The sequence below is a fragment of the Haloarchaeobius marinus genome, assembly GCF_051207415.1.
Classification (GTDB): Archaea; Halobacteriota; Halobacteria; order Halobacteriales; family Natrialbaceae; genus Haloarchaeobius.
Genome location: NZ_JBPKGD010000001.1, coordinates 279,253 through 294,575 on the forward strand (window position 1 = coordinate 279,253; position 15,323 = coordinate 294,575).

The window sequence follows — 15,323 nt, forward strand, 5'->3', positions numbered from 1 at the left end:
TCGCCGCCGGGCAACGACCGGACATGACCGACGACGCCAGCAAGGACACCCCGGCCCTGCGGACGCTCGCGGACTACCAGTTCGGGCAGGGTGCCGGCGCGGCGCTGTTCCCGGCCTCGGACGACCTGACGGTGCGACGGACCACGTCCGGTCGGCCGGAACAGGTGCTCGCCGACGGGAAGCGACTGGTCAGTCACACCGTCGACGGCCGGTTCACGCTCGGCCTCGCGGGCGGTCGTCGCCTGCTCGACGCCCTCGACGCTCCGAGCGTCCGGGTCGTCGTCGGCGACGAGAGCGAACCGTTCGTCCGCGACGGCAAGAACGTCTTCGCGAAGTTCGTCCAGGCGGTCGACCCGGCGGTCCGTCCCGGCGACGAGGTGGCGGTCGTCCACGACGACGGGTCGTTGCTCGCGGTCGGGCGGGCCGAACTCGACGCCGAGTCGATGCTGGCGTTCGACACCGGCATGGCCGTCTTCGTCCGGAGCGGTGCGGGCGACTGACGAGGGCCGCATCGCTCTGCCGGCCCGCAGTTCGTCATGCTTTTGCCGTCAGGACGAGACCTTCCGGGCATGTTTGGAGGAGGCGGCGGACTGAACCCACGCAAGATGAAGCAGATGATGAAGCAGATGGGCATCGACGTCACCGAGATCGATGCCGAGGAGGTCGTCATCCGGACCGCGGACCACGACCTCGTCTTCGAGAACGCCGAGGTCACGAAGATGGACGCCCGCGGGCAGGAGACCTACCAGATAGTCGGCGAACCCGAGGAGCGCGACCGCGGCGAACTCCCCGCCGGCACCGACGAGGACGAGGCGGACGACGACGAGATACCCCAGGACGACGTCGACATCGTCGTCGCCCGCACCGGCGCACGCGAGGACGAGGCTCGTGCCGCCCTGAAGGCCAACGACGGCGACCTCGCCGCCGCGGTCTCACAGCTAGAGTGAGCGTCCTGCTCGTCCACGAGGACAGGGAGTACCTCGTCGCACCCGGCGACGAACTCCAGACGGACCTCGGCGTCCTCGACGTGCCCGAGGACGTCACCCCGGGGACGACGCTGGAGACCCATCTCGGCGAACCGTTCCACGTCCGCGCGCTCCGCGGACCCGACTTCTTCAACCACTTCGAGCGCACCGGCGCACCGATGATGCCGCGGGACGTCGGACTCGTCGTCGGCGAGACGGGCGTCGGCGAGGGCGACCGGGTGCTCGACGCCGGCACCGGCACCGGCGTCCTCGCCGCCTACCTCGCCCACGCCGGCGCCACCGTCACGACGTTCGAGCGCGACCCCGACTTCGCCGACGTCGCACGCGAGAACATGCGCCTCGCCGGCCTCGACGACCGCGTCGACGTCCGCACCGGCGACCTGACGAACCACCTCGACGACCTCGGGCGGTTCGACGTCGTCACGCTCGACACCGGCGACGCCGCCACCGTCGCGGCCCGCGCACCGGACCTGCTCACCAGCGGTGGCTTCCTCGCCGTCTACGCACCGTTCGTCGAGCAGACGCGCGAGGCCGCACTCGCCGCCCGGGAGGCCGGCCTCTCGAACGTCAGGACCTACGAGACCATCCAGCGCGAGATGGACTTCGACGACCGGGGGTCGCGGCCGTCGACCCGGGGGGTCGGCCACACCGGTTACCTGACGTTCGCGCGCAGGGACTGACGTTCGGTTCGACCGAAGCCCCGGCGATTCCTGTCGGTTCGGCCACAAGAGTTACTACTGCCGGTCGCCTCCCCTGAACCGGTTGGGGGCGTGTCCTGGTCAGTCGTAGCCAGTCACACGCTCGACCTTGGATGGCAGCACACCCACCCCGTTTTTTTACACGGCGATGGCGCACGGAAAGACTTAGTATCGACGAGTGGCAGGCCGTCGTATGGTCGAAGCAGTCGCCGTCGCGAGCGGGAAAGGCGGGACTGGCAAGACGACGGCGACGCTGGCGCTCGGGATGGCGCTGGCCGAGCGCTACGACGTGACCGTCGTCGACGCGGACACCGGGATGGCGAACCTGCTCTTTCACGCCGGCCTGGCCGACGCGCCGGTCACGCTCCACGACCTGTTGCTGGGCGAGGCCGACGTGACGGTCGACGACGCGGTGTACCACCGCTTCGGCATGGACGTGGTTCCCTGTGGGACGTCGCTGGCAGACTTCCGCGATGCCGACCCGAGACGACTGCGCGACGTGGTGGCCGACCTCGCGGCCGACGCCGACGTCCTGTTGCTCGACTCGCCCGCGGCCCTGGGAAGCGTGAGCGCCGTCCTCCCCATCGTGCTCGCCGACCGACTGGTCGTCGTCCTCCAGCCGACGATTCCCGCGCTCTCGGACGGACTGAAGGTCCAGGAGTACGCCCGGGCCTACGGCACCGACGGCGCGGGCGTCGTGTTCAACAAGGTCCACGACGGCGACCCGGTCGAACGCATCGCCGACCGGACCGACCGCTACTTCGACGGCCCGGTACTCGCGAGCGTGCCGGACTCCGACGCGGCCCGGTCGGCACGCAGCGCCGGCGAACCACTGCTCGCACACGCCCCGGACTCGCCGGCCGCCAGTGCCTTCCGGGAGGCCGCCGCCGGCATCGACGTGCGCCACGAGGACCCGGGCGACGTGGCGGACCGGTTCCGGAGCGCCGTCGTCCCCGACCAGCCATGATGCTCCCCCGCGGCGACCTCGTCCGCTCGCGGACCGCGGACACGCCTGCGGGCGCACTCGCCGACGCACTGGCGAACCGTCGCACCGGCTACCTCGTCCTCGAACCCGCCGACACCGTACTCGGCGGCACCGACGGTGCGGGCGTCCTCACGCTCGACGACGGCGTCCCGGTCCTCGCGTATCACACCGGCACCGACCGTGGCGGTCCGTCCGCGCTGGCCGACCTCGTCACGCCCGGGCCGGTCAGCGTGGACACCTACGCCGTCGCCGCCGGCGCGCTCGACCCGGTCCACGCCCTCGACGAGATGACGATTCCGCCGGCGTCCCCCGCCGAACAACTCGCCGACGACCCGGACCTCGCCGCACGGACGCGCGACGTCGCCCCCGAGGACCGACTGACCGGCGACGACGCCGACGGCACCCTCGACCCGGTCGAAGCCTTCCTGGCCGACGAGGACCGACTCGACGCCATCCGGGAGCAGGCCCGTGCGGAGGCAGAGCGCAAGGCCGACGCCTGGGGGCTGTCGGACGCGCTCGTCGACCCCGAGGAGGAGTAACGGGACGGCCCCGCCCGGGTCGAGACCCCGGGCGGTCGATGGGGAGGTTCGGATATCAACCTCGGTTACTACACCGCCGGAACCGCGTAAGCTAAGGTGTGACAATCGTCCACGCGGTACGGATGGGCGGGGCACGGGAAAACGCATGACTGACGACGTACACTCCCACGACGGTATCGACCGACGAACGATGCTGCAGGCTGCCTGTGGCACCGCGGCGGCAGCGGCGCTCGCCGGCTGTAGCGCGCTGCTCGGCGGCGACGACGGCGACGACGGTGGACAGGACGGTGGCGGCGACGTCGGCACCGAACCACTCTCGGCCGGGCTGTTGACCTTCACCAAGGGCGCGGCGGGCGTCCTCGGCATCCAGGCCCAGCGCGGGGCTGAACTCGCCGTCCAGCGCATCAACGAGAACGGCGGCATCGCCGGCCAGCGCGAGGTCCAGCTCGACGTGGTGGACGAGGGGTCGGAACCGCTCGACAGCTACAACCAGTTCATCGAGGAGGGCAAGGACGTGACGTTCGGGCCCATCTCCAGCGGGACCCACGAGTCCATCGCGCCGGAGATCGAACAGGCGGAGGTCGTCAACGTCTCCACGGACGGTACCGTGACGACGCTGTACGAGGAGACGGTGACGGACCCGACGTACTCCTTCCGCTTCCAGAACTACGACGTGATGGAGTGCGTGACGATGGCCCGCGAGGCCGTAGAGCGCATCGGCGCCGACAACATCAACACGGTGGCTGGCATCAACCCCGGCTACTCCTTCGGCGAGGACGAGATGGCGGTGTTCACGTCGGCCATCCAGAAGCTCACCGGCGCGGAGGTCGTCTACGAGGGCTTCCCGGACCTCGGGGCGAGCGACATGTCGACGCACATCTCGGCCATCAACAGCGAGCAACCGGACGTGACGTTCTCCAGCCTCTGGGGCGGCGACGTGACGACGTTCATGCGCCAGGCCAACGCGAACAACATGTTCGAGAACACGACGGTCGTCGGGACCACCCTCTACAGCGCTGCCGGGGACGTCCCCGCGGAACCGTTGCGCAACGCCGACGTGTACTCGGGGTCGCGGAACTTCTACTGGAACGAGCCCTCGACGGCCAACTGGCCGCCGGGACAGGCCCTGTTCGACGCGGCGAGCCAGCAGGACGGCGTCACGGTGCCGACCGCACACTACATGAGCGGGTACGGCGCGGTGACCGCCTGGGCGACGGCCGTCGAGAAGGCCATCACCCTGCTCGGCGAGTACCCGAGCCAGCTCCAGATCGCACAGATGCTGGAGGGCCACGGCTTCTTCACGCCCGCCGGCTACCACAACATGTCCCAGGGCCACCAGGGCAAGTCGAACTCGTTCGCCGGCGAGATGGTGTACGACGACGACCTCGGTGCTGCGGTGCTCGAGGACGTGAACGTCTACAGTGCCACGGAGACGGCGCCGCCGCCGGGGATGACCTCGGCCGACTGGATCAGTGGCTGGGGGTGACCGAGCGTGAGGGGACGCTTCGAGACGACGACCGGGTCGCGGTCTGTCACGCGGGGTGAACGCACGCGATGGTAGACCCCGGTGCGTTCGTCGTCCAGACACTCAACGGCCTCCAGTACGGCTTCGTGCTGTTCCTCATCGCGTCCGGGCTGACCGTCATCCTGGGCATCCTCGACGTGCTGAACCTCGCCCACGGCGAACTGTACGCCTTCGGCGCGTACGCCTCTGTCGGCGTCTTCGGCTACGCGGTCGGGCTGTTGCCGGTGCCGTCGGACCCGGTCACCGGCGCGATATTCGCCGTCGGCATCGTCGCCGCCGCGCTGGTGGCGGCGCTCACCCTCGTCCCGGTCGGCGTCATCTTCGAGATGGTGTTCCTCAGACCCATCTACGACCGCGACCAGGTGTACCAGCTCGTGCTGACGTTCGCGCTGTTGCTGGTCCTCCTGGACCTGAAGGCGTTCATCTGGGGCGAGACCAACATCCGGACCGACGGCGTCTACACCGGCGTCAACGAGATCGCCGTCGCGTCCATCGTCGGACTGAACTTCCCGACGTACAACCTGTTGCTCATCGCGGTCGGCATCGTGATGGTCGCGCTGCTGTTCTGGTTCTTCGAGCGCTCGAAGAGTGGCCGGGTCATCCGTGCGACCGCCATCGACCGCGAGATGGCGACCGCCATCGGCGTGAGTACGGACCGGACGTTCACGCTGGTGTTCACCCTCGGGGCGTTCCTCGCCGGGTTCGCCGGCGCGATGCACGTCCCCTCGACGGCGGCGACCCTCGACATGGGGACGACGCCGCTGGTGCTCTCGTTCGTCGTCATCGTCATCGGCGGCCTCGGGAGCCTCAAGGGCGCGTTCGTCGGCGCGATACTCGTCGGCGTCATCCGGACGTGGATGACCTGGCAGTACCCGGCCGCCGAGATCGCCGCGCCGTTCGCCATCATGGCGCTGATACTGCTCGTGAAACCGGAGGGCCTCTTCGGGAGCTGGGGTGAGGTCGAATGACCCCCGGACTCGTCGAACGGGACGGGGAGACCCACGTCCGCATCATGAAGGGGCTGGTGCTGTCGAAGGGTCGGACGGCCGCGCTCGTCGTCGGCATCGCCCTGCTGCTGGCGGTGCCGGACGTCGCGCGCTTCTCCGACCAGGTGCAACTCGGCGTCATCCAGCGTGGCCTGCTCTTTGGCTTCGCCGCAGTGGGGCTGAACCTGCTGCTCAGGCACACCCGACTGGCCTCGTTCGGCCACGCCGCCTTCTTCGGGACGGGCGCGTACACCGCCGCGTTCCTCGCGACCCGGTACGACGTGTCGAGCGTCGTGTTGCTCCTCGTCGCGGGCGTCCTCGGCGCGACGCTGATGGCGGCGGTCCTCGGCGCGCTCTCGCTCCGGCACACCGGACTGTACTTCTCGTTGCTGACGCTGGCGTTCGGCCAACTGCTGTACGCCATCGTCGTCAAGCAGAACGAGTTGCTCGGCGGGACCGACGGCCTGTCGGTGCGGCCGGGCGAGTCTGGCGTGCCGTTGCTCGGCGGCGTGGCGTTCGAACCGGAGGTGTACTCCATCCTGATGTACTACCTCTCGGTCGTCCTGCTGTTGCTCGCGCTGGCCTTGATGTACCGAATCGTCCAGTCGCCGTTCCGATACGCGCTGGACGCGGTCGGCCAGCAACGAACCCGGGCCGAGTTCATCGGCCTGCCCGTCCAGCGGTACATCTGGGTGGCGTTCGTCATCTCCGGCGTGTACGGCGGCATCGCGGGTGCGCTGTTCGCGGTCATCAGGCAGTACGTCTCGCCGGAGGGGACGCTGTACTTCCTCACCTCGGGGGACATCCTGTTCATGGCCATCCTCGGCGGGTTCCGCACGCTCGTCGGCCCGCTCGTCGGTGGCATCGCACTCGTCTTCGTCCAGGACGTCGGGCAGGACTTCACGACGTACTACGAGGCGCTGACGGGCGTCGTGTTGCTCGTCCTCGTCTTCGGCTTCCCCGAGGGCATCGTCGGGTCGCTCCGGCGCGGCGGCAGGGTCCGCGAGGCGATAGACGCGCTCCGGCGAGACCCCGGCGTCGTCGGGAACTGGGCCGGCGAGTCCCGGAGCACGCTCTCGGACGCGATTCGAAGGGCCGGAACCGCACTGCGGATACTCGTCTTCGGGGTGAGCTGAGATGCTCGAAGCACGGGACCTCCACAAGGAGTTCGGCTCGCTGGTCGCGACCGACGACGTCTCGCTGGAGTTCGGGCGCGAGGAGGGAGAACTCGTCTTCATCGTCGGCCCGAACGGGGCCGGGAAGACGACGCTCGTCAACCTGCTCACCGGCCTCCTCGACCCCGACGAGGGCGAGGTCGTCCTCGACGGCGAGCCGGTGACCCACCTCTCGCCCGACGAGCGCGTCCACGCCGGACTCGTCCGGAGTTTCCAGGTCGTCAAGGTGTTCGAGGAGATGACCGTCCGCGAGAACGTCCGGACCGCGGTCCTCTCGCGGGAGGGGCTCACCCGGAGTCTCTTCTCGCTGGCGGACGAGCACGAGGACGTCGAACGGGACGTCGACGACCTGCTGGCGAAGTTCAGGCTCGACGACGTCGAGGACGCCGTCGCCGAGGAACTCCCCCACGGCGACCGGAAACTGCTCGACGTGGCGATGTCGTTCGCCCTCGACCCGAAGTACCTCCTGCTCGACGAACCGACCTCGGGGGTGTCTGCACAGGAGACCGAGTACGTCATCGAGACCATCCTCGAGGTCAGCCGCGAGGAGTCGGTGACGACCGTCACCGTCGAACACGACATGGACATCGTCAGCTCACACGCCGACCGAATCGTCGCACTGCACCAGGGCAGGGTCCACGGCGAGGGCCCGCCGGAGATGCTGGAGACGGACGACGAACTCCGGAGCCTCCTGCTGGGGGTGGACACGTGAGCACCTCCGAACCCGAGGACCCGCTCCTCGAGGTCACCGACCTCGACGCCGCAGTCGAGGGGTTCCAGGCGACCGAGGGCGTCTCGCTGTCCGTCGAGGCCGGCGAGGCGGTCGGTCTCGTCGGCCGCAACGGTGCGGGCAAGACGACGACGTTCCGGGGCATCATGGGTCTGACCGAGGTGCTGTCCGGGTCGGTGCGGTTCCGCAGCGAGGAACTGACCGCTATCCGCCCCGAACTCGTCCCGCGGCGGGGCATCGGTTACCAGCCCGAGGACCGGAAGCTGTTCACCGGCATGACCGTCGAGGAGAACGTCCGGATGCCGATCTGGACGGCCGGCGAGGACCGCGGCATCGACGACGAGGACGCAGTCGTCGAGTCCGTCTTCGACCTGTTCGACGAACTGGAGGACCGGCGCGACGCCAAGGTCGAGAACCTCTCCGGTGGGCAGGCCAAGATGGCCGCCATCGGACGGGCGCTCGCGCTCCAGCCGGACCTGCTCATCCTCGACGAACCGCTGGAGGGCCTCGCGCCCATCGTCGTCCAGAAGCTGAAGGGCTACATCAGCGACATCAACGACCGCGGCATCGCGGTCCTCGTCGCGGAGTCGAACGTCACGCACGTCCCCGAGGTCGTGGACCGCATGTACGTCCTCGAGCGTGGTGCGGTGGTCGACTCCGGCGACCCGGACCGGCTGGTGGCCGACGAGGAGATACAGAAGCTTATGCAGGGAAGCGGGACGGAGCGAGAGTGAGTCTCTCCGGCAGAGTCCTCGGTGTCAGACCGGCCCGTCGGTATCGACGTCGTTCAGCGCCCCGACGACGCTGCTGAAGACCTTCCGCTCGGCCCGTCGCAGGTTCTTCGAGACGGCCGTGTCTGATATCTCGAACGACGTCGCGAGGTCCTGCAACGTGGCCTGCCGCGGGTTCTCGAAGTAGTCGTTCTCGACGGCCCGCTGGAGCGTGCGGCGCTCGACGGTCGAGAGTCCATGGCAGGTGTCGAGGAAGTTCGCGGCGACGTCCAGGTTCTGCATCACGTCGTGGTAGTCGTCGAGGCCGATGGAGTCCCGCGACTCGAGGGAGAAGTCGTTCTCGCGTTCGAGTTCCGAGAGGGCGGCGTTGGCCCTCCCCTCGCGGTCGAAGCCGAGGTGCCAGTACTCGCTCCCGTCGCGGATGCGGAACGGCCCGGTGATGAACCCCTCGTTCTGGCGGACGACGTGCATCGCGTTGGTCTCGGCGATGTTCGTCCGGAGCATCGCTCGGTCGTCCTGGCGGGACAGGAGCGTGTACTCGTGCATGTTCGGGTGCTCGCGGAGCGCGTCCAGTCCGTTCGTGAGGGCGCCACGGTCGGCCCCGTCGGCCATGATTCGCGTCTCAAGTTGTCGGCTAGCGGCGTCGAAGTCCCACTGGTGCGTGAAGAAGGACACGTCGTGGTCGTCCGTCGTATCGATGAACGGACAGTCGTACTGCCGCATGTCGACACGGATGTTCTCCATGGACGTTCGTTCGGAAATGCGGTGCGACGATGAAATAGGTTTCCCCGCCGCCTGCCCCTCGCACCCCGGACACGCGCTGCGACATTTCGCGCCACCAGCGCGGCCGGCGGGGCGTCCGGCCAGCGCTCCTCCTGTCGTCGGTACGGGGCGTCCGAGACGAGACAACTTGTTGTCTATTCTTCGTTGCCCGCCGATTCGCCGTCGAAATATAGGATAGAGTAACTACGCGCCGCGTTATACGTTAACAGTGGAACAGTGGTGACTACAGAGATGCCCCGGGACAATCACCATCGATACTCCACGACGGACGAGTCCGAATCGAAGTCGGAAGTAGTCGTCACGCCACCGCCCGACGACCTCTACCACGTGCTGGCCGGCACGTTACGACGCCGACTCCTCGCACACCTCCTCGAGAACCCCGAACTGTCCTTCGACGAGGCGGCCGACGTCCTCGCCGGCTGGTCGGCGGCGTCGGAGGGTGACGTCGTCACCCCGTCCGACCGAGAACGCATCGAGACGGAGTTACACCACGTCCACCTGCCGATGCTGGACGAGGCAGGACTGCTCACCTACGACCACGACGCCGAGGAGATTCGACGGGCGGCGCTGGCAGATGCCGTGGTCGAGGTGATATACACGGCGATAGACTACGACCAGGCGACGTCACAGGTCTGACCGACGCGATGCGTCGCTCTCGCTCCCCGCCCACTGTCGCCGGCACGCGAGGTGAGACCGTCCGATGAGCCTCGGGGACGTCATCGAGGAGGCGACGCGACGGCAACAGACCGTGGTCGTCTACGGCCGTGACGGCACGGACCTCGACGACCTGTTCGTGGGGCGGAACGTCGCCGTCGAGTACCGCGACCTGCCACCGGGTACGCCGGACGAGTTCGTCGTCGTCCGCGGCGTCGACGGCTTCCGGGGGGCCGTCTCCCGCACGACGCTCGAGAAGTTCTTCTCCCCGCCGGTCAGGCTGTACCCGAACGTCGACGCGGTTCCGGAGCGGTACCGCGAGGTGGTCCAGTTGTTCGACGACACCGTCTTCGCCTCGCTCGACCGGCGACTGCTCATCGCGGTGACCCGGGAACTCGAGAACCGCGCGTGGCAGGCCGGGGCGGGGACGCTCCGCGTGGGGTTCCAGTCCGCGACGGCGTTCCACGACCAGTTGCCGGCGTACCGGCGACTGGCCGAGGAGACCGACCTCGACGTCCACGTCTACTTCCGTCGGGGGGCCACGACCGTCGACGTCTCGGACTGGCCGCTGACGCTCCACACGGAACCGGCCGAGGAGATCGGTCGGTACTGGTTCCTCGCCTTCGACGGGGGCGGCGACCCCGACCGGGCGTTCGCGCTGGTCGCGGAGGAGTACGAACCGGGCGAGTACTTCGGGGTCTGGTCGCGGGAACCGCGGGTCGTCGACACCGTGGTCGAGTCGCTGGCGTGACCCCGTCGCGCTGGCAACCGGGGCCCGTCGTCGCCACTCCCGTCGCCCCTTCTCGCCGCTAGTGTCGCCGGGGCCGTGACTGGCATTCGCATATCAACCCCCGTCTATACCGGTCTCGGCCGTCGATTGAAACGTACGCATGGCAACGACTGACGATGCGGTCGAACCCCCCGAACTCACCGGCGAGGACGTGCTCCGAATCGACGACGACGACTTCACGGACGAACGCGTCGCCGTCGTGACCGGTGCCGCCTCGGGCATCGGTCGCGCGACGGCGGTCGTCCTCGCGGCCAACGGCCTGACCGTGGTCGGCACGGACGTCGACGAGGAGGGTCTCGCAGACACGCGCGACAAGGCGACAGACCTCGGCGTGTCCGGCGAGTTCCACGGCGAGGTCGCAGACCTCACGAGCGACGACGAGATGGACGCCGTCGTCGAGGCCGCCGCCGACCGCGGGGACCTGGCCTACCTCGCGAACGTCGCCGGGATGCAACACATCGACCCGATCGACGAGTTCCCGATGGAGGTCTACGACACGATGCAGGACGTGATGCTCCGCGCCCCCGTCTACCTCTCGAAGCGGTGTCTCCCGCACATGCGCGAGCACGGCGGCGGATGCGTCGGCAACATGGCGTCGGTCCACGGCCACTACGTCACCGCCGACAAGGTGGCCTACAACGTCTCCAAGTTCGGGCTTCGCGGTCTGACGCAGTCCATCGCCGCCGAGGGCGACGGGTCCATCCGGTCGTTCTCGGTCAGCACCGGCTACGTGAAGACGCCACTGGTCACCGACCAGATACCCGACACGGCAGACCAGCGCGGCATCTCGGTCCAGGAGGTCGTCGAGGACGTGATGCTCGGGCAGGCGCGCACGAAGGAGATGATGCGACCGGTCGACGTCGGCAACCTGTTCGCCTTCGGCTTCTCGAAGCACGCGAAACACCTCAACGGCGGCGACCTGCTCTTCGACGGCGGGATGACGCTCACCTACGAGTGAGCGACGGTCGACGCGACGTCTAGAGGCGGGTACAGGTCGCTCGAAGGCGCTCTCCCGCCGAGCCTGCCGGTCTCGGGGCCGGAACAGGTACGTTCGTGACGACCACCCGTACAACACGAGATACTTATTACGTGAGCGACGTATCTCCATCCGAGACGCAGCGGACGCGTCTTGGGAACAACGATGGATCTAGACGAATTCAAGACTCAGAATGCACCGAGAGAGGGGGGAGACGTCTTTCAACTCGAGAACTCGAAACTGCTCGACGTCGACGTGAACGACCCGATCATGGCCAAGGCTGGCTCGATGATCGGTTACCAGGGCGAGGTCTCCTTCGAACGGAAATCGAGCGGTGGGCTGAAAGGGATGATCAAGAAGAAGGCGACCGGTGAGGGGTCGACGATGATGAAGGCGACCGGGAACGGGCAACTCTACCTCGCGGACCAGGGCAAGAACGTCCAGATCCTCGAACTCGACCCGGGAGAGGAACTCAGCGTCAACGGGAACGACGTCCTCGCCTTCGAGGACAAGATCGGCTGGGACATCAAGACCATCGGCAGCATCAGTGGCGCGTCCGCGGGCGGCCTGTTCAACGTCTTCCTCGAGGGCCCCGGCTACATCGCCATCACGACCCACGGCGACCCGCTCGTGATGGAGACGCCGGTCCGCACCGACCCGCAGGCGACCGTGGCGTGGAGCGGCAACGTCTCGCCGAGCACCCACACCGACCACAACCTGAAGTCGCTCATCGGCCGGTCCTCGGGCGAGACCTACCAGCTCGACTTCTCGCAGCCGGGCGGGTTCGTCATCGTCCAGCCGTACGAGGAAGTCAGCCCACAGCAGTAGACCGACCACACGCTGTTTTTATCGGGTCCGGGCACGAACTCGCGAGCGACGCATCGCTACGTATGCAGGACTTCCCACCGACGCCGACGCTCGCAGACGCACCGGACGCACTCCTCGACGGCGGTCACCTCTGGATACGGGAACTGGTCTCGGGCACGCCGTTCCGGTTCCAGCTCCGGCCCTCGGGCGTGCTCCACTTCGGCGACGCCGACGCGGTGTACGACCCCGCCGAGGTGCCGTTGCGGTACCAGCACGCCGTCCGGCACGTCCGCACGCGCTTCGACCGCGCCGAACTCCGGGCGTCGGTCGACGCCGTCGAGTCGGTCACCTTCCTCGGCGTCGCCGTCGACCAGCGCGCCGTCGACTACGACTGGCGCCGGACGCCGTCGTTCCTCGGGACCGACGTGTACCACGGCGAACGCGGCCGGTTCCTCCCCCTGGACGCCGCCGAGCAGGTCTACGCGGGACTCGGACTCGACCCGGTGGTGGCGTTCGAGAAGGAGGTCCGGGCCGTCGACTTCGACCCGGACGACTACGCGATCCCGGACTCGACCTGGGCCGACGGCCCGGCCGCCGGCGTCGTGCTCCGGGACAAGACGGGCGACCGGGCGGTCGTCACGAACCCCGCGGTTCCGGCACTCGGGGACTCGGCGCTCGACGGGGCGACCGCCGCCGAACTCGTCGACGACCACGTCACCGACCGGTGGCTCGATGGCCTCGTCTCCCACCTGGGGGTCGACGACGACGCGCTCGGGTTCGACGCGCTGTTCGAGCGTGCCGTCGAGGCGCTGGCCCGCGAGCGGGCGCGGGCGTTCCGCGACGGGTCGGTCGACACCGACGAGAGCGTGGTCCGGAGCGCGATGGCCGACCGGGTCGAGTCCTACCTGGTCGACCGCCGCCGGTGAGGCGTCGCGCCGGTTCGAGGGACCGGGTACACGCAAGATTCATTGCGAGGGGACGGACATATCGAGCCGATGTCGTCTTCCAGACCGTTCTTCACGTCTCCCTCGGGAGAACTCGACAGGGGTCAGATCCTGAACGAGGTGCGCTTCCTCGCGAGGCTCATCGGGGCCGTCGTCCTGGTCGCCCTCGTCCCGGTCGTCCTGCAACTGCTGCTGGTCGAACTCCTGGGGGCAGTCTCCGTATTCGGGTTCGTGTTGACGCTCGTGACGCAGTTCGTCCTCGCGGTCGGGACCGCCCTCGTCCTCATCTACGTCGTCGTGCGTGCGAACCAGCTCACCGGCGAGTGACAGGTCGACGAGACCGGGTTCGGCCCAGAACTCGCCGCCCGTAGCTCCCGTGCCCGTCGTCACCGAAAGGATATATCGCTCGCGTGACTGGGTCCTGACATGCGACGCCGCTCCCTCCTCGCGAGTCTCGGCGCGGGGGTCCTCACCGTCTCCGGGTGTACGACGCTCGATTCGGACCCCGGGACGGGCAGGACCGACTCCAGGACCGACGCGACCACGACGCCGACGGCCACTGAATCCGACCCGGAGGACGATGGCCGCGACCGTGTCCAGTCCCGCACCAGTCTCGTCGACCTCGACACGACGAACCGGACCTACGCGCTCACGCCGACCCACTACCGTTCGCCCGACGACGCGTCCGTGACCGTCCAGTTCACCTCGACCGCGACCGCCGACCACCCCGCGACGGTCGAGGCGACGCTCACGAACGCGAACCCGTTCGAGAACACGTTCGACCTCTCGTGGCTGCCACCGTTCGGCCGCTACGCCAGTCGCATCCCGCACCGGTTCGGCCGGCGCTATCACCACAGCGACCTGACCTACCGCGTCGGCCTGCTGTTCGTGCCGACGGAGAACCACGACCTCGTGGACGACGCGCCGCCGGTCGAACGCACCGACGACGGACTCTGGCGTCTGGCGTCCGGGGAGCCGTCGCTCGACGACTGGGCTCCGGAGACGCATCGACTCGCCCCCGACGAGACCCTCCACGGTGAGTACGTCCTGGTCGGCCACCCAGACGGTGCCGGTCGGGGACGACCACCCGGCGTCTACCAGTTCCGGAGCCGAGACGACGTGGGGCTCCGGCTCGCGGTCTGGGACACCGACGCTCCCGGTCCAGGGACGACGTCACGGTTCGCCGGGACCGACGTCCCGGAATTCGGCCAGCCTCGCGAGGGCGACCGGGTCTACACCACGTGGTACCACGACGCCGACGAGTCGACCCGGGCGTACGTCCGCCCCAGCACGGAGCGGGGGACCCTGCCCGAGCAGGTCCGGTTCACCTTCGTCAACAAGTCCCGCGAGGCGACCCGGTGTGGCCACTGGAACCTCTACAAACTCGTCGACGACTCGTGGTACCACGTCGGCCCGTTCACCCACACCACCGACTGCCGGATCGCGGTGCCCGGCGAGGCGGTCACGTGGACGCTCAACGCGTACCCTGGCGAGGCGCTCCCGACGTCCGGGGGTGCGTACGACGTCGGCTACCTCGGTGGCGGTCGCTACGCCGCCGTCGCCGGGTACGGACACGACTCCGTCCGGAGCGCAGCACTGGTCGAGTTGACCGGCGACGCCGTCGAACTCGTGCCGACGGAAGGCGTGACGAGTTCCCGTTCCGGCACGACGGTCACGGTGACGTCGCCGCGTTACGAGGACGGCGAGCGCCCGCCGTCGGCCACGCTGACGCTGACCCGGACCGACGCCGACCCGGAGCGGACGCTGGTCCGCGAGCAGGTCATGCGTCGGCGCTTCCGCGGCCTGCGCAACACGCTGCCGTTCCTCGACGACGACGTCGAGGCGGTAGTGCTCCGGACGGACGAGGGCGTCGGAGACCAGGTCGTCGGCTACGACAGCGACCGACTGACGTTCGGACTCGACGGCCAGGCCTATCGCGTCGACGTCGACCGCACGTAGCCGCACGGGCGACCGTCCCGGGACGCAAGATTTTCGGTGCCGGGTCCTGAACCGG

Annotated in this window: 18 protein-coding genes; 17 read left to right on the forward strand and 1 reads right to left on the reverse strand. The window is 68.6% G+C overall.

The window, feature by feature from the left end:
* Positions 1-23 precede the first annotated feature (23 nt).
* From ACSC1W_RS01520 to ACSC1W_RS01565, 10 genes are all read left to right on the forward strand, one after another.
* Positions 24-500, forward strand: a complete 477-nt coding sequence (locus tag ACSC1W_RS01520; protein WP_435344786.1) for a PUA domain-containing protein — start codon at positions 24-26, stop codon at positions 498-500.
* Positions 501-569: 69 nt separating this feature from the next.
* Positions 570-947, forward strand: a complete 378-nt coding sequence (locus ACSC1W_RS01525; protein ID WP_435344787.1) for a nascent polypeptide-associated complex protein — start codon at positions 570-572, stop codon at positions 945-947.
* A complete protein-coding gene (locus ACSC1W_RS01530; protein ID WP_435344789.1) occupies positions 944-1,666 on the forward strand; it encodes a methyltransferase domain-containing protein in 723 nt (240 codons plus the stop codon). The genes ACSC1W_RS01525 and ACSC1W_RS01530 overlap by 4 nt, the downstream gene beginning before the upstream one ends.
* A gap of 211 nt (positions 1,667-1,877) precedes the next feature.
* Positions 1,878-2,651 (forward strand): nucleotide-binding protein, encoded by a 774-nt coding sequence (locus tag ACSC1W_RS01535; protein ID WP_435344791.1) that lies wholly within the window; start codon positions 1,878-1,880, stop codon positions 2,649-2,651.
* On the forward strand, positions 2,648-3,208 hold the full coding sequence (locus ACSC1W_RS01540) for a DUF8054 family protein (protein ID WP_435344793.1): 561 nt from the start codon (positions 2,648-2,650) through the stop codon (positions 3,206-3,208). Before ACSC1W_RS01535 ends, ACSC1W_RS01540 begins: the two co-directional genes overlap by 4 nt.
* Positions 3,209-3,353: 145 nt before the next feature.
* The gene (locus tag ACSC1W_RS01545) at positions 3,354-4,694 is read left to right on the forward strand and encodes an ABC transporter substrate-binding protein (protein WP_435344795.1); all 1,341 of its coding nucleotides are present in this window, start codon (positions 3,354-3,356) and stop codon (positions 4,692-4,694) included.
* A gap of 68 nt (positions 4,695-4,762) precedes the next feature.
* On the forward strand, positions 4,763-5,701 hold the full coding sequence (locus ACSC1W_RS01550) for a branched-chain amino acid ABC transporter permease (protein ID WP_435344797.1): 939 nt from the start codon (positions 4,763-4,765) through the stop codon (positions 5,699-5,701).
* Complete coding sequence (locus tag ACSC1W_RS01555) at positions 5,698-6,855, forward strand: branched-chain amino acid ABC transporter permease (protein ID WP_435344798.1); 1,158 nt, start codon at positions 5,698-5,700, stop codon at positions 6,853-6,855. The genes ACSC1W_RS01550 and ACSC1W_RS01555 overlap by 4 nt, the downstream gene beginning before the upstream one ends.
* Before the next feature lies 1 nt (position 6,856).
* Positions 6,857-7,606 carry an ABC transporter ATP-binding protein gene (locus ACSC1W_RS01560; protein WP_435344800.1) on the forward strand — a complete coding sequence of 250 codons (750 nt, stop codon included), beginning with the start codon at positions 6,857-6,859 and terminating at the stop codon, positions 7,604-7,606.
* Entirely contained in the window at positions 7,603-8,358 is a 756-nt protein-coding gene (locus tag ACSC1W_RS01565; RefSeq protein ID WP_435344802.1) for an ABC transporter ATP-binding protein, read from the forward strand. The genes ACSC1W_RS01560 and ACSC1W_RS01565 overlap by 4 nt, the downstream gene beginning before the upstream one ends.
* A 24-nt stretch (positions 8,359-8,382) precedes the next feature.
* On the opposite strand, the gene ACSC1W_RS01570 is transcribed toward ACSC1W_RS01565, so the two are convergent.
* The gene (locus ACSC1W_RS01570; RefSeq protein WP_435344804.1) at positions 8,383-9,099 is read right to left on the reverse strand and encodes a helix-turn-helix domain-containing protein; all 717 of its coding nucleotides are present in this window, start codon (positions 9,097-9,099) and stop codon (positions 8,383-8,385) included.
* A 270-nt stretch (positions 9,100-9,369) separates the two neighbouring features.
* Between ACSC1W_RS01570 and ACSC1W_RS01575 the strand changes: the two genes are divergently transcribed.
* The 7 genes from ACSC1W_RS01575 to ACSC1W_RS01605 all read left to right on the forward strand — a co-directional run bounded on the left by ACSC1W_RS01575 (position 9,370) and on the right by ACSC1W_RS01605 (position 15,268).
* Entirely contained in the window at positions 9,370-9,774 is a 405-nt protein-coding gene (locus ACSC1W_RS01575) for a DUF7344 domain-containing protein (RefSeq protein ID WP_435344806.1), read from the forward strand.
* A gap of 64 nt (positions 9,775-9,838) precedes the next feature.
* Positions 9,839-10,543 carry a DICT sensory domain-containing protein gene (locus ACSC1W_RS01580; RefSeq protein ID WP_435344808.1) on the forward strand — a complete coding sequence of 235 codons (705 nt, stop codon included), beginning with the start codon at positions 9,839-9,841 and terminating at the stop codon, positions 10,541-10,543.
* A gap of 139 nt (positions 10,544-10,682) precedes the next feature.
* A complete protein-coding gene (locus tag ACSC1W_RS01585; RefSeq protein WP_435344810.1) occupies positions 10,683-11,540 on the forward strand; it encodes an SDR family oxidoreductase in 858 nt (285 codons plus the stop codon).
* 183 nt (positions 11,541-11,723) lie between these two features.
* Entirely contained in the window at positions 11,724-12,386 is a 663-nt protein-coding gene (locus ACSC1W_RS01590) for an AIM24 family protein (protein ID WP_435344811.1), read from the forward strand.
* 62 nt (positions 12,387-12,448) lie between these two features.
* Positions 12,449-13,291 carry a hypothetical protein gene (locus ACSC1W_RS01595; protein ID WP_435344813.1) on the forward strand — a complete coding sequence of 281 codons (843 nt, stop codon included), beginning with the start codon at positions 12,449-12,451 and terminating at the stop codon, positions 13,289-13,291.
* Between the two features lie 69 nt (positions 13,292-13,360).
* Positions 13,361-13,636, forward strand: coding sequence for a hypothetical protein (locus ACSC1W_RS01600; protein WP_435344814.1), 276 nt, complete (start codon positions 13,361-13,363; stop codon positions 13,634-13,636).
* 99 nt (positions 13,637-13,735) lie between these two features.
* Positions 13,736-15,268: a hypothetical protein gene (locus tag ACSC1W_RS01605; protein WP_435344816.1), complete on the forward strand. Its 1,533-nt coding sequence runs from the start codon at positions 13,736-13,738 to the stop codon at positions 15,266-15,268.
* Positions 15,269-15,323: the final 55 nt, after the last annotated feature.